General features: G+C 30.6%; 32 protein-coding genes. 7 read left to right on the forward strand and 25 right to left on the reverse strand.

Annotated elements, in window-relative coordinates; all coding sequences use genetic code 11:
• Positions 1-369 precede the first annotated feature (369 nt).
• The 12 genes from BC961_RS14110 to BC961_RS14925 all read right to left on the reverse strand — a co-directional run bounded on the left by BC961_RS14110 (position 370) and on the right by BC961_RS14925 (position 10,449).
• Entirely contained in the window at positions 370-1,248 is an 879-nt protein-coding gene (locus tag BC961_RS14110; protein ID WP_121926510.1) for a hypothetical protein, read from the reverse strand.
• A gap of 530 nt (positions 1,249-1,778) precedes the next feature.
• Positions 1,779-2,075: a hypothetical protein gene (locus BC961_RS14115; RefSeq protein WP_121926511.1), complete on the reverse strand. Its 297-nt coding sequence runs from the start codon at positions 2,073-2,075 to the stop codon at positions 1,779-1,781.
• Positions 2,076-2,554: 479 nt separating this feature from the next.
• Positions 2,555-3,025, reverse strand: a complete 471-nt coding sequence (locus tag BC961_RS14120) for a hypothetical protein (RefSeq protein ID WP_121926512.1) — start codon at positions 3,023-3,025, stop codon at positions 2,555-2,557.
• A 767-nt stretch (positions 3,026-3,792) separates the two neighbouring features.
• On the reverse strand, positions 3,793-4,557 hold the full coding sequence (locus BC961_RS14125; protein WP_121926513.1) for a hypothetical protein: 765 nt from the start codon (positions 4,555-4,557) through the stop codon (positions 3,793-3,795).
• Positions 4,558-4,722: 165 nt separating this feature from the next.
• Positions 4,723-5,316 (reverse strand): hypothetical protein, encoded by a 594-nt coding sequence (locus tag BC961_RS14130; RefSeq protein WP_121926514.1) that lies wholly within the window; start codon positions 5,314-5,316, stop codon positions 4,723-4,725.
• A gap of 197 nt (positions 5,317-5,513) precedes the next feature.
• Positions 5,514-6,032 carry a hypothetical protein gene (locus tag BC961_RS14135; RefSeq protein WP_121926515.1) on the reverse strand — a complete coding sequence of 173 codons (519 nt, stop codon included), beginning with the start codon at positions 6,030-6,032 and terminating at the stop codon, positions 5,514-5,516.
• Between the two features lie 176 nt (positions 6,033-6,208).
• Positions 6,209-6,646, reverse strand: coding sequence for a hypothetical protein (locus BC961_RS14140; RefSeq protein ID WP_147440549.1), 438 nt, complete (start codon positions 6,644-6,646; stop codon positions 6,209-6,211).
• A 174-nt stretch (positions 6,647-6,820) separates the two neighbouring features.
• Entirely contained in the window at positions 6,821-7,309 is a 489-nt protein-coding gene (locus tag BC961_RS14145; RefSeq protein ID WP_121926517.1) for a hypothetical protein, read from the reverse strand.
• A gap of 187 nt (positions 7,310-7,496) precedes the next feature.
• Positions 7,497-8,042, reverse strand: coding sequence for a hypothetical protein (locus tag BC961_RS14150; protein ID WP_121926518.1), 546 nt, complete (start codon positions 8,040-8,042; stop codon positions 7,497-7,499).
• A 182-nt stretch (positions 8,043-8,224) separates the two neighbouring features.
• A complete protein-coding gene (locus tag BC961_RS14155; RefSeq protein WP_121926519.1) occupies positions 8,225-9,421 on the reverse strand; it encodes a TlpA family protein disulfide reductase in 1,197 nt (398 codons plus the stop codon).
• A 727-nt stretch (positions 9,422-10,148) separates the two neighbouring features.
• Positions 10,149-10,337, reverse strand: coding sequence for a hypothetical protein (locus BC961_RS14160; RefSeq protein ID WP_147440550.1), 189 nt, complete (start codon positions 10,335-10,337; stop codon positions 10,149-10,151).
• Complete coding sequence (locus tag BC961_RS14925; protein WP_262706570.1) at positions 10,321-10,449, reverse strand: hypothetical protein; 129 nt, start codon at positions 10,447-10,449, stop codon at positions 10,321-10,323. The genes BC961_RS14160 and BC961_RS14925 overlap by 17 nt, the downstream gene beginning before the upstream one ends.
• Positions 10,450-11,334: 885 nt before the next feature.
• Here BC961_RS14925 and BC961_RS14760 point away from each other — a divergent pair.
• On the forward strand, positions 11,335-11,511 hold the full coding sequence (locus BC961_RS14760; protein WP_170151326.1) for a hypothetical protein: 177 nt from the start codon (positions 11,335-11,337) through the stop codon (positions 11,509-11,511).
• A 1-nt stretch (position 11,512) separates the two neighbouring features.
• Here BC961_RS14760 and BC961_RS14170 read toward each other — a convergent pair whose 3' ends face one another.
• From BC961_RS14170 to BC961_RS14965, 11 genes are all read right to left on the reverse strand, one after another.
• Positions 11,513-11,755 (reverse strand): hypothetical protein, encoded by a 243-nt coding sequence (locus BC961_RS14170; protein WP_121926522.1) that lies wholly within the window; start codon positions 11,753-11,755, stop codon positions 11,513-11,515.
• Positions 11,756-11,770: 15 nt separating this feature from the next.
• A complete protein-coding gene (locus BC961_RS14175) occupies positions 11,771-12,409 on the reverse strand; it encodes a hypothetical protein (RefSeq protein ID WP_121926523.1) in 639 nt (212 codons plus the stop codon).
• A gap of 283 nt (positions 12,410-12,692) precedes the next feature.
• Positions 12,693-12,950, reverse strand: coding sequence for a hypothetical protein (locus BC961_RS14180; RefSeq protein ID WP_121926524.1), 258 nt, complete (start codon positions 12,948-12,950; stop codon positions 12,693-12,695).
• Positions 12,951-13,132: 182 nt separating this feature from the next.
• Complete coding sequence (locus BC961_RS14185; RefSeq protein WP_121926525.1) at positions 13,133-13,468, reverse strand: DUF6150 family protein; 336 nt, start codon at positions 13,466-13,468, stop codon at positions 13,133-13,135.
• A 37-nt stretch (positions 13,469-13,505) separates the two neighbouring features.
• The gene (locus tag BC961_RS14190; protein WP_121926526.1) at positions 13,506-13,700 is read right to left on the reverse strand and encodes a hypothetical protein; all 195 of its coding nucleotides are present in this window, start codon (positions 13,698-13,700) and stop codon (positions 13,506-13,508) included.
• A complete protein-coding gene (locus BC961_RS14195; RefSeq protein ID WP_121926527.1) occupies positions 13,697-14,002 on the reverse strand; it encodes a hypothetical protein in 306 nt (101 codons plus the stop codon). Before BC961_RS14195 ends, BC961_RS14190 begins: the two co-directional genes overlap by 4 nt.
• Before the next feature lie 6 nt (positions 14,003-14,008).
• Positions 14,009-15,238 (reverse strand): hypothetical protein, encoded by a 1,230-nt coding sequence (locus BC961_RS14200; RefSeq protein WP_121926528.1) that lies wholly within the window; start codon positions 15,236-15,238, stop codon positions 14,009-14,011.
• Between the two features lie 264 nt (positions 15,239-15,502).
• A complete protein-coding gene (locus tag BC961_RS14205) occupies positions 15,503-15,961 on the reverse strand; it encodes a tyrosine-type recombinase/integrase (protein ID WP_121926529.1) in 459 nt (152 codons plus the stop codon).
• On the reverse strand, positions 15,880-16,080 hold the full coding sequence (locus tag BC961_RS14210; protein ID WP_121926530.1) for a site-specific integrase: 201 nt from the start codon (positions 16,078-16,080) through the stop codon (positions 15,880-15,882). The genes BC961_RS14205 and BC961_RS14210 overlap by 82 nt, the downstream gene beginning before the upstream one ends.
• A 41-nt stretch (positions 16,081-16,121) precedes the next feature.
• A complete protein-coding gene (locus BC961_RS14215; protein WP_121926531.1) occupies positions 16,122-16,385 on the reverse strand; it encodes a GIY-YIG nuclease family protein in 264 nt (87 codons plus the stop codon).
• A gap of 15 nt (positions 16,386-16,400) precedes the next feature.
• Positions 16,401-16,640, reverse strand: coding sequence for a phage integrase N-terminal SAM-like domain-containing protein (locus BC961_RS14965; RefSeq protein ID WP_394345456.1), 240 nt, complete (start codon positions 16,638-16,640; stop codon positions 16,401-16,403).
• Between BC961_RS14965 and BC961_RS14970 the strand changes: the two genes are divergently transcribed.
• The gene (locus BC961_RS14970) at positions 16,591-16,782 is read left to right on the forward strand and encodes a BPTI/Kunitz-type proteinase inhibitor domain-containing protein (protein WP_394345455.1); all 192 of its coding nucleotides are present in this window, start codon (positions 16,591-16,593) and stop codon (positions 16,780-16,782) included. The two genes, BC961_RS14965 and BC961_RS14970, sit on opposite strands and share 50 nt — an antisense overlap.
• 391 nt (positions 16,783-17,173) lie before the next feature.
• On the opposite strand, the gene BC961_RS14225 is transcribed toward BC961_RS14970, so the two are convergent.
• On the reverse strand, positions 17,174-18,601 hold the full coding sequence (locus BC961_RS14225; RefSeq protein WP_121926532.1) for an L-serine ammonia-lyase: 1,428 nt from the start codon (positions 18,599-18,601) through the stop codon (positions 17,174-17,176).
• Positions 18,602-18,836: 235 nt separating this feature from the next.
• On the opposite strand from BC961_RS14225, the gene BC961_RS14230 reads away from it, so the two are divergent.
• Positions 18,837-21,344: a M14 family zinc carboxypeptidase gene (locus BC961_RS14230; protein WP_121926533.1), complete on the forward strand. Its 2,508-nt coding sequence runs from the start codon at positions 18,837-18,839 to the stop codon at positions 21,342-21,344.
• Between the two features lie 246 nt (positions 21,345-21,590).
• On the opposite strand, the gene BC961_RS14775 is transcribed toward BC961_RS14230, so the two are convergent.
• Complete coding sequence (locus BC961_RS14775) at positions 21,591-21,764, reverse strand: hypothetical protein (protein WP_170151329.1); 174 nt, start codon at positions 21,762-21,764, stop codon at positions 21,591-21,593.
• Positions 21,765-22,191: 427 nt separating this feature from the next.
• On the opposite strand from BC961_RS14775, the gene pyrR reads away from it, so the two are divergent.
• The 4 genes from pyrR (at position 22,192) to BC961_RS14250 (ending at position 25,296) form a co-directional block, all read left to right on the forward strand.
• Complete coding sequence (pyrR, locus tag BC961_RS14235; protein ID WP_121926534.1) at positions 22,192-22,731, forward strand: bifunctional pyr operon transcriptional regulator/uracil phosphoribosyltransferase PyrR; 540 nt, start codon at positions 22,192-22,194, stop codon at positions 22,729-22,731.
• 45 nt (positions 22,732-22,776) lie between these two features.
• Entirely contained in the window at positions 22,777-23,703 is a 927-nt protein-coding gene (locus tag BC961_RS14240) for an aspartate carbamoyltransferase catalytic subunit (RefSeq protein ID WP_121926535.1), read from the forward strand.
• Between the two features lie 75 nt (positions 23,704-23,778).
• The gene (locus tag BC961_RS14245) at positions 23,779-24,111 is read left to right on the forward strand and encodes a ribonuclease Z (RefSeq protein WP_121926536.1); all 333 of its coding nucleotides are present in this window, start codon (positions 23,779-23,781) and stop codon (positions 24,109-24,111) included.
• 279 nt (positions 24,112-24,390) lie between these two features.
• Entirely contained in the window at positions 24,391-25,296 is a 906-nt protein-coding gene (locus tag BC961_RS14250; protein ID WP_121926537.1) for a ribonuclease Z, read from the forward strand.
• Positions 25,297-25,380: the final 84 nt, after the last annotated feature.

A 25,380-nucleotide genomic window follows, 5' to 3' on the forward strand; every position in this document is an offset into this window, starting at 1 on the left:
CTTATATTCAACAAACCTATTTTAATTCCGGTAAGTTTCTAAAACCTCATCAAATGTTCCAGATATGATTTCTTTGATTAAGTTACCAGATTTGTCAAATGATGTTTCTCGCATTTTTATTATGCTATCTTTTTCGTTTTTGAATTCGGTTATTGTTTTGATCTTTTGGCCAAAATTTAAAATAGAAAATAGAAGTACGGATATATAGATGGTTTTTTTTGCATTCGCTGTAACGTTGAGTTGCTTGGCGTCTTTGGCTAATAAGTATGCGCGATTTTTCTACTATCACAAATTTTCCTGTCACAAACCATTTTTAAATTAATTCTAAAATCTCAATCTTGCTAAATTGTTTTTAGCCTTAATTTTTTGCTAATAATAGGTGATTTTTCTTTTGATTAAAGTTTTAGATTCTTTTGTTGATTTATCATCAGTCGAAATGTTATTATTTTCCTCTGTTTTTTCTATCCAGTTGTTGTTGCAGTCATATTTGTATGTTATCAATGTGATTTCATCCGGATTTGAAACAGCTGTCTTTTTTGTTACATTGCCATTTTGATCATACTCATAACGAAATTCGTAGGCGCTGTAACTACCTTCATGTGAATGTCTAACAAGTTGATTTTTACTATTGTATTCTAATTTGTTTTTTTCGTAAATTTTATTTTCATTATCTATTGAAATCTCTTCAGTTACTTTGTTATTCTGATTTAAGATGTTCTCTACACGATGCGAAAAATTGAATGTTTTACTATCTTCATCATAACGAAAAATAGTTTGTATTTCTTTATTAGTTTCGTACGAATAGTCTACGTAAAAGCAGGTTTTATCTAGAATTTCTTTATCATTTTCAATGTTTTTGAAGATTTCTTTTTTCAGTTTATTGTTGTTTTCATATTCGTAAATCCACTCTTTATTTTTCACACCACCTCTCAAAGCACTGAAGCGATTGTTTTTTACCAAAAGATTATTTTTATAAAAAAGTTGACTTACTACAATTGCTGTGTCTTTTTCATTATTATTTAAGACAACTGATTCTTTGATGAGATTTCCTTTGGAATCATATTCGCAGATTCTATCTTCTCCAAAAATATAATCTCTTTCAGGCTCCGATTCGATATAACTATAATGAGTTATTTCTTCAATTTTAATTTGAGATTTTCCTTTAATGGGTATGCAATCTTTTTTTTCTTGTCCATTACATGATAGTATAAATGAAATAATAAGCAGTATTAAAAGTTGTTTCATCATTTATTTATTGTTTTGAAATTGATATTTTGGTTGTTGTAAATATCAGGATAATTATATTACGCATTAAAATTACGGATAACGTTTTGTGGTTTCCCATTCCAGCGGATAAATATGCCAAAACTTTCTATAGTAGTTAGACTTTTAAGTCTTCGAAATCTCTGATTTAGCACTATTAATTTCCTCTTGCCAAATTGATGTTAGCAGTAGGCGTTGTCAACCTATTTTTTTTGTTATAAAAAATACTAAAATTTTATTTTAATTCTGATTTTTTATCAAAAAAATCCTATCGAACTCTTTAAATGGAGCTTTTCTTTTCGATAATCAGTGTTCAATTTTATCTCTGAAAAACTATAATTTTTAAATTAGATAAGTTTGTTAATTGGTCCAAAACTAATTCTTCAACTATTAGCGGATTTATTGCTTTTTAGAAAGAATTTAAATTTTTAGTGATCAAATCTATTTATTCCTGCTCATTGCAAAAAATCATAAACAACAAAATTGGAATTGGCACAAAATTTTTGTCATGATTTTTACAGTAGTTGTAATTGTAGTCTTGCCCAATTAATTAGAAAAAGTAAAATCAAACTTCCCAAAATAATAAATTGAACTTTATTTACTTTTTTAACTCCATATTTTCTAATCAAAAATCTGTCAATAATTAGTACTATTACAACAGGTATAATACCAAGGATCATAAAAATGCCTAAAATCCCGTCTGCTGCGGAATTCCCATTTATTAACCAAATACAATAAGGTAATCCAAGGAGAATGAGTAAGATTCCAATTGTAAAAAATAGAGTCACTTTTTGTAAAAATCCTTTTATCATCTATATTTTGTGTTTACTGCGCTAAATTTTCCGCAAACGATTTTATGCTTGACGATGCAGCGAATTAAAAAGCATATTGTACGATATGATACTATTTCTTGCAAAAGAAAAACTTCGATTTAGCGCATTTCTCGCTATAAAGTCAAACCGCTTTGGTATACGTTTTTTTTTATTTCTCAACCTCCGTAGATAGCTTTCCCGTCTTGTTGGATTACATAACCTTTCCAAGCGATGAGTTTATAATTTCCATTACTCCAGTTACCTTCAGCAGTTTTGGTTAATATTATGCCTTTATCTTCAAAACTAAAAAATACCTCTGCTTGTTTGCGGTTGTTGTCAAATAATATCTACGCAAAGCTCCCTTTTGTTTTAGCGTCGTCTTTTAAAGGATTCAGTTTAATGTTTAGGGTATTTAATTCTAAACAAGTCTGTTTTAACTCAGAAAAAGATTGACCTTTTTCAAACAAACAGTCAGATCTTCATTTAGTACAATCTACCTTTGTTAAAGGCATAGTAGATGTATATTGAATTGTTTTTACATCCTTAAATTTAGTGCCATCTTCATTTAAGTCTCCGTAACCTTCGATTAGTTGGTTCTCTTTAATCATAAATGCTAATTCTCTTAGGCTCTCTTTTCCTTCAGAATTAAATGTGTAAGTTCCTAGAAGTTTGTCGCCATTTATGGTTCCAACAAATTTTCCTAGACTAGCATCTTTTTCGACGTAGGCAATTTTTAAGTCTGCAATTACATTCTTGTTTACCTCAGTAATTTCCATTTGAATGATGTTTCCATCGCTCTTGTACTCGTAACAACCAACTTCTACCAATGCAGTTTTAGCTGCTTCTTCTACTTTGACTTCTTTTACTACCGTTTCACTTTCTGTTTTTTCATCTTTTTTACATGCTACCATACTAACAATTGCAAGTATTATAATGGTCATTTTTTTCATAATTGGTATTTTTAGATTATTCTATTTTTTTTAATATTAATTATTTTTCAGAGGGATTCGAAAGCCAAAGCTTTTTGTTTTCTATTTTATTTATTTTCTTAATTATTTGATTGGCACATTATTTTGGTGTTACTAAACTCTTGGCTCTTAGTTAGGTTGGGGACTTAATATTAGAGTATTTTCTGCCACAATGAAGATATATTAAAAAACAGTAATTTTTATAACTTTTTATCGTGCTAAATAGCTATTGTTGATAGTTTAAAAGTCAATAAAATTTCTTGATTATTAAACTTAAATAATAGTAGGGCGCGTCATTTCAAAAATAAAACATCCAAAAATTATCGCAAAAATAATAACGTTAACAAATCCTTTTTTATTGGTGCCTTTTACAAAAAAAAACTATTGATTCTATCAATATCCAACATGACCAAATAATCATAATGATATAACCCAAAGAAGAGGTTATCGTAATGCTGGAAAAAAAACTATCAGGTCCATTTCGGTGAAATGTTAGTATATTATACAACATTAAGAGTAGTGGTACCATTCCAATTAGAAATCTTAGCAAAAAGTGTTTTCTCATATTCAATATTTTCTTTAACTATTTTCGACTTTTATTTCTACAAAATTACTGTTAACCGTTTCTCAGCTTGGTGATGTTGCGTTAAAAAAATTGAAATCTTCCTTTTTCACTTAACGTAAAGGATAGAACTATTGTTCGATTTAGCAGAAAACCCACCATAATGCCAAATCAACTTTGTAAGTTGTTATTTCTCGATTTTGATAGTGATACTATTACTTTCGATTTTGTGTATATACAAACTATTAAATTTAGCAATAATTAAATTTAGCTCTTCTGGAGTAGCGTTAATTATATTTGCTTTATAATCTTTTTCATAATTCTCTAAATATATTTTTTGATCTGCAATTTTCTTGCTTTCCACACTAGGACTTGTTGCTAGACCCTTAATTTCTTTTTGCAGCGTAATTTCTTGTTCTTCAGTTAATTTAGTTTTGTAATTATTTAAAATAAAGTAGCTATTATTCGTGTAATTATATTTTTCTTCATTACTATTATAAATTAAATTCAATTTAATTTTACCAATATTATTTGTTTCATCGCTATAAAATTGCGTCAGATACGCATCTCCATTGATATATAGTTCAATAGTTTGATTAGGTAGTAATGTGATAAAGTCATCACTTTTTCTACTTTGTGGTTTTTCTGGATTTCCTTCAAAATTAAGTTTTCTACCCTCAAGGAAATTTACAGTAAAGTAATCAGTATTTATTTTTGAAAATCCTTTTGGTTTTAGGATTGTAATGGGATTTAATGATTTATTAGTTAGAACCGCCTTTAAAGATAAGAATTCGCCTTTTTTCCATATAAAATTATCTTTCGGATTAATTAAAACTAATTCTATACTATTCAAATTATCTGTTGAAATTTTAGATTTTTGATTGCCGATATTTTGTGTGGCACAGCCTGTAAAAATTAGGATTATTGTAAAAAGTAATAGTATTTTTTTCATTTTTAAGTGAGTTTTGTTTTTAGAATGTACAAGCTTTTATCGCTTTGTGTAGTAAGGGATTAAATAAGTGATGTCTGACAATTTAAAACAAATTTTACAAGTACAAAACCATTTTTAAATGCAGCAAAAAAACACAATCGTGCTAAATCGCTGGAATCGTTATTTTTATTTCATTTTCAGACTTATTCCTTTTTCATCACATTCATCAAAAATAATGTAGTTATTCATAGCGTTGCCATAATTCTGAAAATATAAAGTTTTTTCTTCGATGTCAAATGACATATCAAATTGCTGTGGTTTTTCGACAGTATATTTTTCATAATTATTTTGAGTCATATCGCCTTGATAATCGTCCCACTCAATGGGAAAAATAATAAATATGAAACCGTTTTCCTCTATTGACATTTTTGCTATGCCGCTAATTTTTCTCTTTTCTGTTTCTATATAATATTTTAATTTTTCGTTTTTTACACAGAGAGTGAGTTTGAATTTACAATGAGAACCTTCTTCGTCATTTGTATAGTTTCCAACAATAAAATTACGGAGTTCTTTTACTGTGAATTTTTCAATAGATTTAGTAGATATAGCTGAAACGTTGTCATCATCATTTTGAATTGTTTCGCTTTTTAGTTGAAGATTCGTTTTGTTTTTAATACCTAAGCTCTCTTTTATAACCAATTGGTTTTTCTCTTTAATTTCGGCATTTTTACAAGAAAAAGCAGAAATAAGCACTAGTACTAATATACTAATTTTATTCATTTGAATATTTTTTCATGTGTTAGGCAAAATTACTGCTGAACGCTTCTTAGCTTGACGATATGAGGGATAAAAAACCCTAAACTTTCTGTAAAAATTGAAATTTAAAGGAAATATAAATCTTATCTCGATAACTACCCACATAGCGCGAAACCCCAATTTTCCACACCTTTCTTAAAGGTTCTTTGTTTTAAAGATTCTTATTTTTTATCCATTTTTATTTTAGTTTTCTTACTTTCAATTTTTATTGATGTTAATTTTTCTAAGATTGATTTTTCATCAAATGTTAACCTGTCTTTCTTATCATCTTCTATTAGTTCAGAAATATCATACTTGAGTTTTACTTCAAATTGGTCAGACTGACAACTAAGAGAATTTGTATTTAATCGACCATTTACTTTAATAATTAATTTAGATTTTGCTGCAATTAGTAATAAATCTGAATCGTTATAATTGATTTTTTTAGTTTCCATCGCAAACCACGGCGATCTGATTTCACAATCCATTTCAGAAGTGTAATATCTCCATTTTTGATTAAAATCTGTAGAAGGTTTTAAGATCGTAATATCGTTTGTAGATTTATTAATGACTTCAGCATACAATGTGACAAAACCTTGTTTGTCAACTTCAGTTTTATCTTTTAATATTTTGAAATTTACCTTTTGAGCAAACGTCAAATTTGTTACTAAAAGTAGTAGGGAAAAAATAAGTGTTTTCATTTTATTTATAATTAATTTAGTATTCGAATAGTTTTGTTATGATTGTTAACGTCTAGTTTCTTTGCGTGGTTACGGACTTTAGAAAATAAGTTCTTTCGGCTGAAGATATGTGTGTTAAAAAAACGGTAATGCCACTAAATCCCCAATTTTGGTAAACGACGGTCAAATGCTGTATTTTAGTTTTTAATCACGTTATTTCTCTCAAAAGCAGGATTTTCAAAATCTCTTTCCAATCCTTTTTCTATTAATTCTTTATGCAACTCAGAGTTATGTTTTTGTATTTCTAAATGTTCACTCTCTGTTTTTTCAGGATCATCTGGATAAATAGTTCTCCCGAATTGTCCTTTGTAATTATTTAGTTCTATTATATTTCCATCTTTTTCAATTCTCTTATGAAAACTTGAATAGTCGTCAGAGCCAAAAAGGTCAATATAGAATTCTTCAAGTTCGTTTTTCTTTACAAAAAATCTAACCTTATGTCCGCCTCTCATTCCTTCGGAATAAAATTCGATTTCTGTTATTTTTTCTAAACTAACTACTTTTGGTAGATTTATAAAACCAGATGTTGCAATTTTAAATGCTTTTCTGAAAATAATTAATTGCTCTGATGTCATTTTTAAAATTTCTGTTTTTCCGTTTTTTTGTAATATAGTAGTAACGTTTGCTATAAGAATGTTGTACGGGTTAAACACCTAAAATAAAAAATTAACCGAATCTATGAAAATTCTTCAGAAATTTTCAAGCAGGCGTGAACTAGCAATTTTTTTTACACAGTGTTGTAAACCGTTTTATTTCACGTAATCTTTGTTTTCAATATCTAGTGAATTCAGTTTTATTTTAAGCACCCAAAAAGATTCCTTACTATATTCTATGTCAATAATATCTCCAATCTTAATTTTGTCAAAAACACTTTGTTTTACTTGATAATGCTTTATATCATTATTTCCCTCAAATTCTAATTCATAATAATTCGTTGCATCTCTACCTCGTGTCTTAATATTTTTATTTAGGACTATTACTTTTGTAACAATTTTAATTCTATTTTTTAAATCTTTCCTCGAATTGTTTCCAAATATCATATGAAAGACCGTATAACCAGTTATAGCAAAGAAAAAATATGCAATAATCTTTAGAAATAGTGGAGTCGAAGATTCCATAAAGTAAACAATAAGGGCAAGAATAAAAAAGGCAATAAAAAAAGCTATATTGGACTGATTTCTTTTGGACTTAATTTTATTAATGTCATCTTCTGTAAAATTCAATTCAAATTTCTCCATTTAATTTATATTCGATTTCTTTCAGGAAAGTTTAGATTTTTTAATGATTTACAAAGTTTCTCGGCATAAAGATGTGGCGGATCAGGAAGCCCAAACTTTCTATTATCACTAAGCTTCAATGAAAGCAAAAATCTTTGATTTTGCATTAAACCCGCAATTTTTCCAAACTGATGTTGTGAGACTGTGCTTATTCTTCTGTTACTTTATCAAAAATAGAAATATTTACAAGTATTTTAGTTTCCTTTTTCATCCCGTTTGGCATTTCAAATTCGATAATTATAAATCCATTCAACTTTTCAAATTTTCGATTTAGTGTTATTTCAATTCCTACATTATGAAATAGAATGCCATTGTATTTCCATAAAGCAAATTTTTGCAGATAATCTCCAATTGCGTTTTCTACTAAATTTACCTTTTCCTTTTTTTCGTTTACAAGTTCGTAGCTTTTGAAAGTAAAGGTTGTAAAATCAGGCAAATCGTTAAAGGTGTTTTTAATAGTACCATTTTTATTATATTCTTCAAGGTGCTTTTCCGATAATGGAAATCTAGAAACAAGTAGAAAGTTATCAGTAGGTTTTTTTTCGTTTTCTGTTATGAAACTAATTTCGGTCTTTGCATTTTTAGCAATAGCAATTAAAAATTGTTCTGTTTCTTTGTCTGAATATTTAAATTTATCTTGTCCACAAGATTGTAGAGATAAAGCTATGAATAAAAGTGTGAGTACGTTTTTCATCTGTTTTTCTATTATTTAGTTTTGTGCGGAATGTTGGTTTAGCATATCGCATAACGTGTCGCTGCTTTTAGATGCTGGGGAATTCGTAATCGCTCAATTTTCCACTTAACGAAAACTTTATGCGATACTTTAATTACACTAAACTCCAGCTAGCTCAGAACAGCTGTTGTGCCATCGGCATATTAGTGATAGTTATAGAATTCGATTTCTTTTGAAACTTTTTCCAAGCGTAAACCATATTCTTTTAAGTCATTAATTAATTCGGGTAACGTACCTTTTCTAATTATAAAGTCTAAGTTCTTATCTTGTTTTGTTTCATCAAATATTATGATTTTATGATAATTAGCAACATCTCTAATTAGTGTTTCAATATTAGAATTTGAAAAAATAAAATGTGTTGTGTTGCTACCACTATGTTTTTGTTTCTCCTCTTGATCAAGGGAAAAGTTTAATTTTCCAGTATTTTCTACTTTTAGATTATAAACTTCTACTTTTTTAACTTCTACTTTTTCTTTTAAGTTTAACGAAGTTAATAAGTTGTTTTTTAATACTTTACTATGTTCGTTTATCTCGATTTTATTTAAATTTTTGTAGAAAATATTATATTTATTTTCAACTAACTCCTCTGGAATAGTAATTTGATATTCAGGTTTTTTGATGATTTTTGAAATCATGGACTTTAAATTATTATTTAAGTCAATATATTTTCCTTTCCATAAGGCATCGAATGCCATTACATCTTCATTTTCAGCTGCATTTATTACACTAAAAATATAATAAGCTTTACTGTCTTTCAAAATTTCTAAAGTGGCATCTGTACTGTTTGTTGGTTCTTGTTCTTCGGTTACTTTTTCTTGCTTCTTTTCTGTTGGTAAAGTTAAATTTCTATTTGAAATGTTTCTTCCGTTCAAAAAGTTATCAATTATTGCACTATTTAATTCTGTTGGTACCCCAATCCATTTGATGATTCCTTTATTATCTATTAAGACAGTATGTGGTATTTCGTCAACATTAAAATTAGCTTCATTTAATTTTGTTTGATCAGAAACGACTATCGTTTTAAATGGTATTTTTTCGAGTGTTCGTTTTGTTTTTTCTGGTTTTTCGTAAGTCATAGAAAGAAAAAGTAAATCTTTTCTATTTTTAAAATTATCATTTAATTCATTTAAATGCGGCACAGAGCTTAAACAGGGTGCACACCAAGTTGCCCAAAATTCAAGTACTATAAATTTACGGTCAATATTTTTATCTTTTGGAGTATTTAAGATATAATCTGTGATGATTATTTTTGGCGCTTTATCACCAACTTTTAAAGTGTTTTGCGAATACATGTTTCCGGTTAATAAAATAAGAAGGATTAGAACATTGATTTTTTTCATTATTTTGGTTTTGGTTATTTTTTTTCTCTAGCAAAAAACTGTCGTACGACGTTAGTCTGTGAAGAAACCACCGTATCGTTCTTCCAAAAATAGTTAAATTATTTTAGCAAAAGGAAGAAAAGTTGTATAATTAATATTGTAAAACATCACAGGAATACCGTGCAACCGAATGTGTTTTTCTATCTAAGGTTCGGTATTAGAAGACAGCATTTCCTTAGAAAATTCTCCTAGAACTTCGGGATCGCTTTATAAATGCTTTTGTAGGAGCTGTATCTTTAGAAGCGTTGGGTTTTCGGTTTAAACGATTAAAACCTAATGTCGTCGTAGTTTTGATACTAAAATCTACCTTGTTATAAAAAAGGCAATTTGCATCGGTTATCAGTATTTGATCAGCGTGGTCTGCCTCCTGAAGCGTCGGGATGGTATCTTGGCAGTAGCCATAGTTCTCCCGAAAGCTATATGGACCCCAAAAATTAAATTTATCGGTAAGGTATCTAATAACCAATCCCGAAGCTTGGAGTGAAGGAAATAACTATAAAAGCAATTATGTTTATACTGCAAAAAAAAAGAGGCGTTTTAGCCTCTTGATCCCGACCATTCGGGACTCTAATCATTTTACGGTAACTCGATAGTGTTGACGGCAAGTAAGGGGTTCCAGCTTGTCCGCTTTGGAGGATTCAAGCGCGGCTTCATTGTTCGTCTTTCAGACGCAACGAATCCTTAGCTGTTAGCCGTAGTTTTTTTCTTTATTCCGCTTTTCTTGTTCGTTTTCTAATTCTCTTAATTTTTCAATATAACCTTTTCGATTTTTCTTATATAATTCTGTAAAATCCATTTCGTTATAATGTTTAATTAGCAGTTCAAGTTCATTTTCGTTTAGATCGCTTGGCTTTTTGAATTTAATTATCATAATCATCTTCGTATTTTTCATTCAATATTTCTGTTGCTTTTTCTTTTGCAGGAACATTATCTAATTTAACTACTTTGAACTTACTTTTAGGTAGTTCTGTTTCGTTAATTATTTTCAAATATTCTTCAATAATGCTTTCGTCAATTTCAATTAATCCTTTTCCAAATTTATGTCTATCAGTTCCATTTTTTTTAACTCCCGAAATCCAAAAACCATTTCCACTTTCAATATCAAAATAGTTACTTGAAAAACCTTTACTTTTTCGGTAAACATTTCCATTAAAATAAATTGTTTGTTTAGTCTTTGAAAAGAAACATTTACCAATCCAAGCTTTTCCGTCGTGATTTGCCTCATTTTCAATTTCTACATAAACAATATCTGTTTTTATTTTAATTTCTTTAACTACAAGTAGTTAAATGTCTGTTTTTTAGTTCTCTACGGTAAAATTACGGCTAACGTTTCGCGACTTTGCGAGGTTGCGAACTTCGTAACCGATATTTTTCTGCTAAGATAAAATTTCTTGCGAAAGATAAACTTGAATTTACCACATATTTCGCAATCTCGCAAAACCGCTGTTAGCAGAAGCATTTATAATAAAATTTTGTTTAACCAATCAATTGATTTCAAAACACAACCTCCACCATAATTTGCCAGAGTTTTAAGCTTTTGTGTGTGTATATTATTTTCTTCACAAAACTTTTAGATTTCTGTCCAACTGTTTGCTATTTGGTTAATTCCATTCAAAGTTGAACATGTAAGATAAACTCCTTTTACTGTTTTTATATTTTTCAAAATCAGCTTTTTGATATTCTCAACATTAAATTCTAACTGATAATTATTTAAAACATTATCTGAAAATCTAGTTGTCAAATTTAAAACATCAGCTTGGTTTTCTATTTTTGCGTTTTGAACTACTTTTATTAAAATAAAAAATTAACGTATCGTTCAGAAAATTTATTTATTAATTCCTGAAAGAACCGATTTTGGGGTTCCAAAAGAACCGATGAATGAAATCCAAAAGAAATTTCCTTTTCCATTTAAAGAAATTAACGGTAACTATGGAATGAACATTGATAATGAAACTATATCAATTGCAAGAGTTACTAACGCAATTTCTTTTTGGAAAGATAGAATTATGTTTATGAATTCTTTAAAACAAAGCAATCTAATAAAGATTTAAACTATTTATTATTACTAAAAATACTTCCAATAACTTTAGGCACAACAAATATCCCAAAAAAAAGTACCATACCCACAATAAAATCTGCTGACAAAATAACTATAACTAGCATTACACCAAACATTAAAAATATTAAAATGTTGCTAATGATTTCATTTTTAGAGTTAACAGCTAAAAGTAATAAAACCCAATATGCTACTAAAGCCTCAATTGCTAGTTCTATTCCAATTTTTAATTCATCCATATTCTGTAATTATTATTAATGTTCTGTAACACCATATTGCATAAGGTAGTAACACGATGAAACTCTTGCCATACCGCCTTTTTCATTATTCCACATCATTAATGCTAGATCACGATCATCATAAATATGTGGGATTAGTGTAACACTATTACCATAAAATTCTTTATAATTTTTAGTCAAACAGAATTCCAAGTTCTTCTGCATTTCATAAGTATAACTTGAAATTGAGTATAATTTAGAATACTCATTTTCTTTAATTCGTGGCATACCTGATATGTTATCACTAAAGTCATATCTGGTGGAACTTGAAAGGAAAGTAAAATAAATCCATTTGACTTCGTTATTAATTTTTTTTGCTGGTTTAGTAGTTTTTTTAGCAGTCTTTTTATTAGCTACACTAGTATTGCTAGCATTAGAGCCAACTCGAATTTTTAAATTACCTCTATTACTATAACCATCAACTATTTTATTAGTAAAACTAACGCTACTGCTTCCATACATAAAAGTTGAATAATTGCCCGTTCTCATAATAGAACTTGGTTGTCCTTGCACTTGTAGAACTTTGTCTTCTGAAGACCCTATTGTAAAATAACTATTCTGAGCTTTTAAGCCCGTACTAAAAACTAACCAAAATATTAATAATAAATTTTTCATAGAATTTTTTTTATTGTTTATAAATTTATGTTACTTGCTAAACTTGTATTCGTACTTTAATAAAGAAATTAGTTTGTCATTTTTATCTAATGTTTTTTCTTGTATTAAAAGACCTTTTTCATTGTAATAGAAGTATTGTCGTGTTGTATTTGTTTTTCTATTCGAGGTAATATTTGTTTCTTCATTCCAGCTTGATGAAACTTCTTGTGTGAATGTTTCAGTTACTTTCTTATTATATTTATCATATGTGTATTCAAATTTTTGGATAATATCTTTATTATCATCAGTTAATTTGCTCGGTAATTCCGATTTTATTTCTTTCTATGTAATTTAATTTTACAATTAAGTTTTGGTATTTCAAGTTTTCACCACCAAAAACTATTGGCAAAATGCACCAGAAATTATTTCTTATTCTCCCATAAAAATAGTCAGCTTGCACTGCATTGTTTAAATTCCAGCTTGGATTGAATGTTCCAATAAAAAGATATTCAATTTTCCATTCAGGAATTAATTGATTTTCAAATCTGTGCGGACACGGCATATTTGTATTTTTACTTTGGTTGTTGCGGTGGAAAAATGTTTCTGCTAACGTTTGGTCGCTTGGCGATGTGGCGGATTAAGGAAGCCTAATCTTTCGGTTAATGACCAATTTTCCAAGTACAAAACCATCTTCAAATTAAGCCTAAACCCGCCATATTGCCAAACGACGGTTATGGGCTGGTTTTAATACATCAGATGTTTCTTTTTAGATTCTTTCCAACCTGCTTGATTCTCATATTCTACAAAATATATTTTCAAGTCAGCTTGATTTTCATATTTTACAAAATATATTTTTTTCTTTGCTTGATTAGCATATTCTGTAAAAAACCACTTTCCATCGTTGTCACCTGATTGGTTTTGGTTTTTTATCTTGAAAACGTTTAAATCTGCTTGATTTTCATACTTAACTACAAAAACTTTAACATCAGCTTGGTTTTCATATTCGACAGTGAATACCTTTTGTGCCAACGAAATGTTTGAAAGAACTAAAACAAAAACCATTGTTAAAATATATTTCATTTACATTTTTATTTATATTAAAAATAGTTGTTTAATTTTATCTTGTCAATTTATATAGACCACGTGCAACGCGAATAAAATATTCAGTGTATTTTCCATTACCAACAGCGTGTTTTGAAATAAAACTTGGACTACTACTTAAAAAATGAAAGTCAGAAGATTTGAAAGTTTCTTTTACTTTGCCACTTCGAACAGCATCTGTGATTTGTTGAACTAAATTACTTTGTCTCATAGGTCAATTTTGCTTATTATTTCGTCAAGTTGAAATTGAAAATTTTGCTCCATCCAGTCAAGAAGTTTATTTAGGTTATATAGGTCTCCTTTTAGATACTCTTGATTTGTATTTGAATGTGTGGGAAAAAACTTTGTGATTTTAATTTGATGAACCTTACTTATTACTCTTACATTACCTGTAATTGTTATGATGAATAAATCTTCCTTCTCGGCTAGAGAAGTCGAAGAAGTATTAAACTCTTTTTGATACAATGGATTGAATTCACTTTTCCATTCCTCAAGTCTTTCAATTACACTCATATTATTTTAGTTTAAAGATTTATCTTGTGGTACCATATTTTCAACGATAATTCTGTCGCTTGTTACTTTGAAGTTTTTCATCGCATCAACAAACTCATTAACAGATTGCTTTAATTCGCCAGCTTTACCAATTGGTTTAATCATTAAGTAGACATATGTGAGTATCACAATTAAAAAAAGTGGTCCGTTATCTTCTTTTGATAATATATTTTCTGGAATAGTGGCAGCCAAAATTATTGTAATTAGCAAAGCAGCGCCACCAATAATATGCATTTTATTTACTGATGATTTAATTTCACTCCCGTCTATTTCTCTTAATTTTAGCATATGTGCTTCAAGTTCTTTGAATTGCGGAATTGAATTTTCGATACCTAATATTTTTGAGAGGTAAATAAATTGAGTTGCTTCAGGCGCGGTCACCATATTGATTGAAGCTTCTCGAAATGATTTAGTAAAGACGTTTTTCTTTTTAAGTTCTTCACCGTAAACAAGTAAATTCTCTATTACTTGTTGATATAGGAAAGCAAGAGTATTTATCCAGTTTTTAAGTGTCGTAGTTGCTTCATCACGAACTGCGAAATCGAGTTCGTTTAAATTTCTTTTTAGTGTCATTGCACTACCAACAGTCATTGAGATATTAGCTACTGCAACGCCAAAAACACCTTTGGAAGCACTATTTAAAAGTTCAGCGTTAGAATTAAAGTGAGAACTAGCAGCAGCGCCTGCAATAGCACTGCCATAACCAAGTATTTTTCCAACGTCAGATTTAGATTGACTTCCAGCATAAGCACTCATTGCAGCGCCAATAGCCGCAGCTCCTGCTTTAGTTTTTTCAGCCATTGCTTTTCGTCTTAATTCTATGACTTCTTCAATTCTTTCTGTAACTAATGTTATTGTTCTGTCAAGCACTGTTGTTACAAATATTGCTTCTACTGCCATTATCTCTTTAGATGAAAGCGAAGTCTTAGATTTAAATTCATCCAATGAAGTAAGAGACGACTTGAGGAAAAATAAGTTGTTGTTGTAATCGAATAAATGAGCTTGTGATAATGCTTTTGTGGCCCAGCCAACAGAGTCATTAATATCTTTTTTGATTAGCTCCTCACTTAAATCAACAGCTTTAGGGAAATTGCCAGATGATAGTTCGGTAATGCAAAGTTCAACTGTCGAACGATTGTTTTGACTTGAAGCATTTACAAAATTGTCTTTTAATGTTTTGAATATTGATGAATTCATTTTATTGGTATGTTCTACTTATTTTGCTTTTCAGTGTCCGCCCCGTTTTTTTTGTGGTTGCTGGTCTCCATATTATTTCACTTGCATAAAAACCTTCTACAAAGGAAGTTCTCTTGTCTGCCGTTTTCCTTTTGGTTGTCGGCTCATAAACTTGCCCATAACTAGTATATATGCGAAACAAACCTTCGCAAATACACCCATTTTTAGGTTGATTGGCGAATGTTTGTTTCGCTTTGTTACAATTTCAAAACTATCGTTTTTTTTCTATAAATCATCAAAAGGACTTTTTATTTGTTGAATACTTTTGGTGCTTACATGAGTGTATATTTCAGTTTTTTTACTGCTATTGTGTCCTAATAATTCTTGAATATATCTTAAATCGGTGCCGCTTTCTAGTAAATGTGTAGCGAAACTATGCCGCAACCAATGAAGTGTAACTGGCTTTTTGATTTTGACTTTTGCTATGGCTTGTTTTAGGATTACTTGCAAGCTGCGTGCATCATAAGGATTGCCTTTAATTTGCCCCTCAAATAAAAAGGTTTTTGGCTTATACAGGATGTAATATTCTCGTAACATTTGAAGTATTTTCGGACTCAACGGGACTATTCTATCCTTTTTTCCTTTGGAGTTCTTCAGTAAAACTATTTTCGCTTGGAGTCTATATCTAATGGTTTTAAAGCTGATAATTCTCCGCATCGTAAGCCACAACTGTATATAAGGCATAGCGTCATTTTGTGTTTTAAATTGCTATGCGCTTCTAATATTGCTTTTACTTCTTCCTTACTCAAAACATTAGGTAAAACTTTGGCTCGTTTTGGACGATGAATTTTGTCAACCATCATTTTGTTAGCGCGAATGGTTTGGAAAAATAATTTAATAGCATTTACCCCGTAGGATTTAAAAATAGACGTAGTCTACTTCTAAGATATATTTTTCCATTCCCCGATTTTAAATATTTTTCTCTTCTTGTGCCATCTTTTTGATTAAGACAGCCTTCAAAATAAATTAATTTTATTGGTAATCGATATTTTGTAGAAGTTACTTTTCCTGTTTGATGCTCCTCTAAACGTCTTCGTAGATTAGAAGTGTAACCAGTGTAAAATTGATTGTCTTTTTCGCTTAATAAAACGTTTGCATAATAATACATAATAATTAATTTGAGTTATTGAAAATTCTTCTTGACGCTGAATCCAACGGGGTAAATAACTTGATTCTGATACGAAGCTGAAAGATTGTTTTTTAAAATGTGTTCATTGTTATACACAATCACATCTTCATTAGTAATGTCGGCAATTGGCTTTTCTTTATAAAATACCAAAAAGGATTTTAAAGCTTCGCTGTAGGTCACAACCGTGCTTTGGCTATACCGTTTGGAACGCAACCATTGTCTGAATTTTTCGATTTGCTCAACTCCTTCGTATGACGGAAGGTTATTTGATTGTGGCGCTATTTTAAATCGATTTCGGTTTTATATGGTGTCAGGAAGATGCCAAAAGTTTTTTTGGGAACTCCATCTTGCATCCTTAAATTCTTTTATATGTTAGATTAGTCTGTCGTTTTTTTCGAATTGTACTGCAATTCTGTTTTCGTTCTTGTGTTTTATCACTTTTGCCGTCCAGATCGTAATGAATTGATTTAGTGGCTTAAAGATAATTATATTTTGTTTTGAAAGCGTTTTTGTGATTGTAAAAAGGAAGTGATTTCAGCTGTTTTTGCGTAAAGGATAGTAGTGAAAATCCTTTTTTTTTATGAAGCGATAGCGCAATAAAGAGAAAGATTGTAGCGAATAGCCTGACCCCGCTGAAACGTCCCGACCGTTCGGGATGTTTTAGCGGGGATACGCCATTGTGATTTAAGATTTTAGAGTATTGATTTTAGATTGCAGATTTAAAACTTAACATTTAGGAATTTGATGATGCTTAAACGAGTTTATCATTAACAATCAGCCATGTTTACGGCGATTGCAAGTCCGCCTTCTGAGGTTTCTTTGTATTTGTTGTTCATATCTTTAGCAGTTTGCCACATGGTATCAACAACTTTATCTAAGGGTACTTTAGCATTTTTAGGGTCGGTTTCTAGTGCTAATTCGGCTGCATTGATAGCTTTTATCGCACCCATAGTGTTGCGCTCGATACAAGGGATTTGGACTAAACCACCTATAGGGTCGCAGGTTAAACCTAAGTGGTGTTCCATTGCAATTTCGGCAGCCATTAAAACTTGAGCTGGAGTTCCACCCATTAATTCGCATAAAGAGGCAGCAGCCATTGCTGATGAGACACCTATTTCTGCTTGGCAACCGCCCATTGCTGCTGAAATTGTAGATCCTTTTTTGAATATACTACCTATTTCTCCGGCAACTAATAGAAATTGCTTGATTTCTTTAGGTCCTGCAGCGTGGTTTTCAATTACTAGATAATACATTAAAACTGCTGGAATCACGCCAGCGCTTCCATTAGTAGGAGCAGTTACGACTCTTCCTAAAGCGGCGTTTACTTCATTTACCGCAAGGGCAAAACAAGAGACCCATTTTAGGATTTGGCGGAATTTAACTTCTGTTTTTCTAATTTCTTCAAGCCAAGTTTGTGGCGTGTCATAATTAGCTAAACCAATTAGGTTTTGGTGCATATCAAAAGCACGTCGACGCACGTTTAATCCTCCAGGAAGAATCCCTTCAGAATGACAACCGATGTACATGCACTCAAGCATTGTGTTCCAAATGCGCGTTAGCTCATGATCAATTTCAGCTTCAGTGCGCATTGATTTTTCGTTTTCAAGAACGATTTCTGAGATTGATTTATTCTCATTGACGCAGTATTCTAATAATTCTGCTGCTTTTTCAATAGGATAAGGAAAAGCACATTTTATTTGGATTTTCTGTTTGGCATTTGCGCGTTCTTCTTTAATTACAAATCCTCCACCTATAGAATAAAAGGTAGATTCATAATTACTTCCATCAAGCATGTACGCTGTAAAAGTCATTCCATTTGCATGATAGGGTAGGAAGTTTTTATTGAAAACAATATCTTGTAGAAAGTGAAACGGAATTATTTGTGAGTTTCCTAAATTGATTTCGTTTTTTGATCGAATCGTTTTAATAATTGAATCTATGTTTTGAATAGGAATGTATTCTGGATCTTGGCCGCTCAGTCCAAGCATAACAGCTAGGTCTGTAGCATGTCCTTTTCCAGTTAAGGAAAGCGAACCGTATAAGTCGATTTGTACTCTCTTTACAGTTGCAAGTATGTTTTGATTTCTTAATTCTTCGAGAAAACGTTCAGCGGCTCTCCACGGGCCAAGTGTGTGCGAACTTGAAGGTCCAACACCAATTTTTAGCATGTCAAAAACTGAGATACATTCTTCCATCTGTAAGGTACTTTTTGTTATCCGCAAATATAGCAGAATGTTATTAGGATACGAATTATAAGGTGAAGATTATTATTTATATATAATTTAAGAGGTTGATTTTTTACTATTCTGCAATTTTAAGCAATTACTGAATGCATAAATAACACATAAATAATTTAGTATTAATACAATAGATGTGTTGTGCAATAAATGGTAAAAAGCTATTTTTGAGCTGTAACTAACCCAACATAAAATGAAAAAAATATTTTTCTCTTTTTGCATACTGCTAAGCGCACTATTTAATGTTCAAGCTCAAGTGCAAAGTCCAGCAGAATTCTTGCCTACTTATGGAAAACAAATAACGTATTACCACCAAGTAGAAAATTACTTTAATCAGCTGACTGAAAAATCAACTCTTATTAAACAGCAGAAATATGGAGTGACTGCAGAGCAAAGAGATTTGAATGTATTTTTTATTTCGACACCTGAAAATTTAGAGAATCTCGAGCAAATTAGAAACAATAATTTGGCTGCCATTGGTCTTTCTAAAAATGGAAACCAAATGATAGGTGATAAGTTAATTGTCTGGTTGAGTTTTAATGTTCACGGGAATGAATTTGCGGGAACTGAAAGTGCAATGACTGTAGCATACGAATTAGTAAATCCTAAGAATGCAGAAACCAAAAAATGGTTGGAAAATACTATTGTGATTTTAGATCCATGTATCAATCCTGACGGATATTCAAGATACGGAAACTGGTTAAGAGAGATTTCAGGTAAAAAAACACATCCTGGATTATCAGATAGAGAGCATATGGAGCAATGGCCTGGAGGTAGATTTAATCATTATCTTTTTGATTTGAATAGAGATTGGGCTTGGCAAACGCAAATGGAAAGTCAGCAGAGAGTTGCTTTATACAACCAGTGGATGCCACAAGTCCATACGGATGTGCATGAACAAGGTTACGATTCTCCGTACTTTTTTCCTCCATCAGCAGAGCCAATTCATGAATATATTGAAAAATATCAAAAGGATTTTCACAATGTTTTAGGTACTAATATCTCTAAGAAATTTGATGCTCAAAACTGGTTGTACAATACTAGTGAGCGATTTGATTTATTTTATCCAAGTTATGGTGATACGTATCCTGCTTATAATGGCGCTGTGGGAATGACCATTGAACAAGGAGGAATAGGAGCGGGGAGAGCTGTTACAATGAGTAATGGAAATATCGTTACGATACAAGATAGAATTGACCACCATGCTACTACTGTGCTTACTGTAGTAGAATCGGCAGCGTCACAAGCTGATGTTTTGCTAAAAGGTTTTAGAGGATTTATGAATAATTCTCGAAAAACAGTCAAAGGGAGTTACAAGATGTATGTAATGAAGAACAACCCAAAGCTGATTCAATTAGCGGAATTATTGAAAAAAAACAATATTGAATACAGTTACGCTGACGCCAATGTAAAAGCTTCAGGATATAATTACAGTACCAAAAAAGAAAAAGGATTTACAATCGAAACAAATGACTTAATTGTAAAAGTAGACCAACAAAAAGCTGTTTTTACTCAAGTGCTTTTTGAACCCAACCAAAAATTGAATGATAGTTTATCGTATGATATTACTGCTTGGGCTTTACCATTAGCTTATGGAGTAGAAGGATATGCTTTGAAAAATAGTGTAGGATTAAAAACTAAGGAGTCAATTGAAATGATTGAAAAAGTGGCTCCGCAAAAAGTGTATGCGTTTCACATTCCTTGGAATAATAGAATATCAGCTCGAGTTTTATCTGTTTTGCACCAAAATAATATCAAGGTTCGATCTTCGATGGGGAAAGCTGTTTTTGGCGATGTTTCAATTGAACCTGGTGGTTTATTAGTTACCAAAGGTGATAATCCAAAAGTAGTTGATTTCGAAAAAACAGTATCTGATTTAATTAAGACAAAAACAGATTACAATTATATCACTTCTGGTTTTTCATCGAATGCTAAAGATGTAGGTGGAGAAAATTTTAATTTATTAAAGGCGCCAAAAGTTTTATTGCTTTCAGGAAAAGGCGTTAGTTCAACTGAGTTTGGCGCTGCGTGGTATTACATGCAGGAAACCATTGAATATCCAGTGAGCGTTGTAGAGGTAAATAACTTTAACAGAATAAGTTTTTACGATTACAATACATTAATTCTAGCTGATGGTGAATATGAATTCACAGAAGATCAGCAAAAGAAGCTTACGGAATGGGTTAGAAATGGTGGTAAAGTTATTGCCATGAACGGAGCACTATCTATTTTTGAAGGTAAAGAAGGATATGCGTTGAATCCTTACGCATCTGAAGAGGATAAGTTGAATGCAGAAAAGGAAAAAGATTCTTTAGCCTTAGATGAACGTTTTTTAGATTACCAAGAAACAGAACGTCGCGATATATCTAGATCAATTCCGGGAGCAATAATCGAAAATGTTTTAAATAAAACACATCCATTATCTTTTGGTTTGGGCGAAAAATATTTTAGTCTTAAAACAGATGATAGAACGTATTCTTTACTGAAAGATGCTTTAAACGTTGCTTACATTCCTAAGGATTATAAGAGTTATGGTTTTATAGGTAACGGAATAAAAAAGAAATTGAGTAATACCGTTAGCTTTGCAGTCGATAATAAAGGAAAAGGAACGGTGATTTATATGGTAGACAATCCTTTATTTAGAGGTTTCTGGGAAAATGGTAATTTACTTTTTAGTAACGCCTTATTCTTAGTGAACTAAGATAATGAGTTTGAACCAATAAAAAAGAGCACTTTATAGTGCTCTTTTTTATTGGTATTAGCAGCTAATTCTAAATTATTTTTAACCATTAAGCACATTGAATAAATTAAGCTTAACTATGCTTAACTTTCTTAATGGTTTAAAGAAACTCAATTGTCTTTTATAATTTAAACCATTAAGCACATTAAGTAAAAAAGCTTAATTTTTCTTAATTGTTTAAAGAAACTTAATAGTAAATTTTCCCAATTATTTTTTTCCAGCAACTTTGCTGATGATAAAAATAATTATTGCGATAATCGCAACAACTATAAATATTCCAACACCCATTCCGGCTTTGAATATTCCTTCTACTAGTGAACAGCTTGTAAATGAAAATAATACTACGAAAAGCATTAAAATACGAGTTATTTGTTTTTGCATGATTTTTATGTTTTGGTTACAATGTAAAATTATAGTATTACCATTATTGGTTTGTTACATAATTTTTTGCTTTTATTATGTAATTTAGATGGAGTGTTAATCTCACTTAATTAGATTAAAGCTGATATTTAATTTATATTTTAGAGGTCAATTTTCGGAATTTGAGATAAATTCTGTTTATAGCACTTTATCTTTTGCTGATCGTTACGATGAAATTGTCATTTACCAATAACGTCTCTCAGTTGCTCTAAAACTTCTATTTGAAAAACTGAATAAGAACTGTTGATTCATTTTATTTTTCGAATAGTACACTTATTTAAAGACTTAAATTTAGTGATGAACTGCCATGTTCTTATTTCTCTATTTTAAATTATTAAATCATAAATTTGAATTCGTATATTTGCGCAACCAAACAATATAAAGCACTATGAGTCTAAAAGTATTACTTACTGCAAAAGAAGTTACTATCATATTACATCGTTTGGCTTGTCAATTAATTGAAAAACACTTAGATTTTTCAGATACAATTTTAGTTGGAATTCAACCTAGAGGCGTTTTTTTAGCAGAGCGGTTGAAATCAATATTAGAACAAGAATACCAAACTCCTGAAATTCAATTAGGTTACCTTGATATCACCTTTTTTAGAGATGATTTTAGACGCACCGAAAAACCATTAGAAGCAAATAAAACAAAGATTAATTTCATTGTCGAAAATAAAAAAGTTATTTTCATCGATGACGTTTTGTTTACGGGTCGCAGCATTCGATCGGCTTTGACAGCTATACAATCTTTTGGAAGACCTTCAGAAATAGAACTTTTGGTTTTAATCGACAGGCGTTTTAGCCGCAATTTGCCCATTCAACCTGATTATAGAGGAAGACAAGTAGATGCGATTAATAACGAAAAAGTGAAAGTGAGTTGGAAAGAAAATGACGGTGAGGACGGCGTATATTTAATTACAAGTTAGAACGTAGAAACGTTAAATATTAAAAAGTAATAATCGTAAAAAGAAATGAAAGAATTAAGCGTAAATCATTTGTTAGGCATTAAATACATTACTAAAAATGATATTGACCTAATATTTGAAACAGCCGATCATTTTAAAGAAGTCATCAATAGACCGATCAAAAAAGTGCCTTCGTTACGAGATATTACTATTGCCAATATTTTTTTCGAAAATAGTACCAGAACTAAACTCTCCTTTGAATTAGCTCAAAAAAGACTATCAGCTGATGTTATTAGTTTTTCTGCAGCACAATCTTCCGTAAAAAAAGGAGAAACATTAATCGATACAGTTAATAATATCCTTTCGATGAAAGTTGATATGGTTGTAATGCGTCATGCTAATCCTGGAGCTGCTTATTTTTTATCTAAAAATGTAAAAGCAAGTATTGTAAATGCAGGAGATGGAGCACATGAGCATCCTACGCAAGCATTATTAGACAGTTATTCTATTAGAGAAAAATTAGGAGAAGTAGGAGGTAAAAAAGTAGTAATTGTAGGTGATGTTTTGCATTCTAGAGTGGCGCTATCAAATATATATGCGTTGCAAATGCAAGGTGCTGAGGTGAAAGTATGCGGACCAAGGACGCTAATTCCAAGACATATTGAATCGCTAGGAGTTACCGTAGAATCCGATTTAAGAAAAGCATTAGAATGGTGTGATGTAGCAAATATGTTGCGCGTACAAAATGAAAGAATGGATGTGAATTACTTCCCATCGACTAGAGAGTATGCACAGCAATATGGAGTTGACAAACCACTATTAGATTCACTTAGTAAAGAAATTGTAATTATGCATCCGGGACCTATCAATCGTGGTGTGGAAATAACAAGTGAAGTAGCTGATTCCAATCAATCAGTGATCTTAAACCAAGTAGAGAATGGAGTGGCTATTAGAATGGCAGTTATCTATCTTTTAGCTTCTAAAATTCAATAACATACAAGAAAACTATGTAAATTAGCTACTTATGTAAACAGACTGCTTTTATTCAGTCCTTGAAAAGTAAAAAAAATGAAAGTAGATCAAAAAGCACACACGGTAACAATACGCGATACGCAAGGCGATTTAGCTTCCTTTTTATTGAAGGTGACGCAACAATATAAAACTTTTGAAAAACACAATATTGTTATTGACCTCTTGATGTATAAAGAACTTTCAGCGAGTGATATTAAATTATTCATGCCGTTGTCGAAACAACATAGAAAAGCAAAAAAATCTTTTATTGTGGTAACTTCTGATTTTGATTTCAATGCTGTTTCAGATAAGTTGATTGTTGTTCCTTCTTTATTGGAAGCGCATGATATTATAGAAATGGACGAAATTGAAAGAGACTTAGGTTTTTAGATAAAGTAAGCAAAGCACTTACAAGGCAAATAATTTTATTATGGCGTTGTTAATTGTTGTTTTAGCTTTGATATTAACCAATTTCTATTTTTTTATTTGAAAAGATAATTCTTGTAGTATTTATAGAACTGTTATAAAATTTCATTTTCAAATAACCAATTTTTGCAAAGTTGAAAATGCAATAAGAAAAATCAAGTTGATTGTTTATAATCCAGTTTCAAAGAATCAATTGTAAATGTTCAACTTTTATAAATCGAATGTTTTAAATGAAATTATAAATTGAAATTAACTATACTTGGTTGCTATGCAGCCACACCTCGAACTTTTACAAATCCTACTTCGCAGATTCTTGATATAAAAAACCGACTTTTCTTAATCGATTGTGGTGAAGGTACACAAGTACAATTGCGTAAAAACAAGATTAAGTTTTCTAAAATCAATCATGTTTTTATTTCGCATTTACACGGCGATCACTTTTTTGGATTAATTGGTTTAATCTCTACCTTTAGTCTGCTGGGTAGAAATACTGATTTGCATATTCATGGTCCAAAAGGAATAAAGGAGATTATAATGCTGCAACTTCGTTTGTCTAATTCTTGGACTAATTATGACTTATTTTTCCATGAACTAGAATCCACCGAATCTCAAATAATTTATGAGGACGATAAAGTCATTGTAAAAACGATTCCTTTAAAACATAGAGTGTATACGAATGGTTTTTTGTTCCAAGAAAAAATAGGAGAACGCAAACTTAATATTGAAGCGGTTCAAGGATTCAAAATAGATTCTTGTTATTTCCAAAATATTAGAAATGGGAAAGACATACTTCTAGATTCTGGCCAAATTGTCGAAAATCATAAATTAAGCTTTGATCCAGTTGCCGCAAAAAGTTATGCGTTTTGCTCTGATACTTCATACAACGAATCTATTATTAAAATTATCGAAAATGTAGATGTATTGTACCATGAATCTACCTTTTTACAATCCGAAGAAAGTTTAGCTAGTAAGACACTACATTCTACTGCAAAGGAAGCGGCTACTATAGCGCTTAAAGCAAATGTCAAGCAACTAATTCTTGGACATTATTCAACTCGTTATGAAAGTATCGATTTGTTTAAAGAAGAAGCACAAACTATTTTTCCAAATGTACTTTTAGCAGATGATGGCAAAAGCTTTGATCTATAAAGAGCTAGAACAAAATCAACGCAAGAATTTGTCTGAACGCTCAAATTAACTTCTACATTAAAAACGAACTTTTAAATTATAATA

The organism is Flavobacterium weaverense, assembly GCF_003688495.1.
GTDB lineage: Bacteria > Bacteroidota > Bacteroidia > Flavobacteriales > Flavobacteriaceae > Flavobacterium > Flavobacterium weaverense.

Coding starts and splice junctions, on each gene's coding strand:
- BC961_RS14110 (WP_121926510.1), bottom strand. CDS start 1,248: ATGATGAAACAACTTTTAATACTGCTTATTATTTCATTTATACTATCA.
- BC961_RS14115 (WP_121926511.1), bottom strand. CDS start 2,075: ATGATAAAAGGATTTTTACAAAAAGTGACTCTATTTTTTACAATTGGA.
- BC961_RS14120 (WP_121926512.1), bottom strand. CDS start 3,025: ATGAAAAAAATGACCATTATAATACTTGCAATTGTTAGTATGGTAGCA.
- BC961_RS14125 (WP_121926513.1), bottom strand. CDS start 4,557: ATGAAAAAAATACTATTACTTTTTACAATAATCCTAATTTTTACAGGC.
- BC961_RS14130 (WP_121926514.1), bottom strand. CDS start 5,316: ATGAATAAAATTAGTATATTAGTACTAGTGCTTATTTCTGCTTTTTCT.
- BC961_RS14135 (WP_121926515.1), bottom strand. CDS start 6,032: ATGAAAACACTTATTTTTTCCCTACTACTTTTAGTAACAAATTTGACG.
- BC961_RS14140 (WP_147440549.1), bottom strand. CDS start 6,646: ATGACATCAGAGCAATTAATTATTTTCAGAAAAGCATTTAAAATTGCA.
- BC961_RS14145 (WP_121926517.1), bottom strand. CDS start 7,309: ATGGAGAAATTTGAATTGAATTTTACAGAAGATGACATTAATAAAATT.
- BC961_RS14150 (WP_121926518.1), bottom strand. CDS start 8,042: ATGAAAAACGTACTCACACTTTTATTCATAGCTTTATCTCTACAATCT.
- BC961_RS14155 (WP_121926519.1), bottom strand. CDS start 9,421: ATGAAAAAAATCAATGTTCTAATCCTTCTTATTTTATTAACCGGAAAC.
- BC961_RS14160 (WP_147440550.1), bottom strand. CDS start 10,337: ATGATTATGATAATTAAATTCAAAAAGCCAAGCGATCTAAACGAAAAT.
- BC961_RS14760 (WP_170151326.1), top strand. CDS start 11,335: ATGAATGAAATCCAAAAGAAATTTCCTTTTCCATTTAAAGAAATTAAC.
- BC961_RS14170 (WP_121926522.1), bottom strand. CDS start 11,755: ATGGATGAATTAAAAATTGGAATAGAACTAGCAATTGAGGCTTTAGTA.
- BC961_RS14175 (WP_121926523.1), bottom strand. CDS start 12,409: ATGAAAAATTTATTATTAATATTTTGGTTAGTTTTTAGTACGGGCTTA.
- BC961_RS14180 (WP_121926524.1), bottom strand. CDS start 12,950: ATGCCGTGTCCGCACAGATTTGAAAATCAATTAATTCCTGAATGGAAA.
- BC961_RS14185 (WP_121926525.1), bottom strand. CDS start 13,468: ATGAAATATATTTTAACAATGGTTTTTGTTTTAGTTCTTTCAAACATT.
- BC961_RS14190 (WP_121926526.1), bottom strand. CDS start 13,700: ATGAGACAAAGTAATTTAGTTCAACAAATCACAGATGCTGTTCGAAGT.
- BC961_RS14195 (WP_121926527.1), bottom strand. CDS start 14,002: ATGAGTGTAATTGAAAGACTTGAGGAATGGAAAAGTGAATTCAATCCA.
- BC961_RS14200 (WP_121926528.1), bottom strand. CDS start 15,238: ATGAATTCATCAATATTCAAAACATTAAAAGACAATTTTGTAAATGCT.
- BC961_RS14205 (WP_121926529.1), bottom strand. CDS start 15,961: ATGCCTTATATACAGTTGTGGCTTACGATGCGGAGAATTATCAGCTTT.
- BC961_RS14210 (WP_121926530.1), bottom strand. CDS start 16,080: ATGATGGTTGACAAAATTCATCGTCCAAAACGAGCCAAAGTTTTACCT.
- BC961_RS14215 (WP_121926531.1), bottom strand. CDS start 16,385: ATGTATTATTATGCAAACGTTTTATTAAGCGAAAAAGACAATCAATTT.
- BC961_RS14225 (WP_121926532.1), bottom strand. CDS start 18,601: ATGGAAGAATGTATCTCAGTTTTTGACATGCTAAAAATTGGTGTTGGA.
- BC961_RS14230 (WP_121926533.1), top strand. CDS start 18,837: ATGAAAAAAATATTTTTCTCTTTTTGCATACTGCTAAGCGCACTATTT.
- BC961_RS14775 (WP_170151329.1), bottom strand. CDS start 21,764: ATGCAAAAACAAATAACTCGTATTTTAATGCTTTTCGTAGTATTATTT.
- pyrR (WP_121926534.1), top strand. CDS start 22,192: ATGAGTCTAAAAGTATTACTTACTGCAAAAGAAGTTACTATCATATTA.
- BC961_RS14240 (WP_121926535.1), top strand. CDS start 22,777: ATGAAAGAATTAAGCGTAAATCATTTGTTAGGCATTAAATACATTACT.
- BC961_RS14245 (WP_121926536.1), top strand. CDS start 23,779: ATGAAAGTAGATCAAAAAGCACACACGGTAACAATACGCGATACGCAA.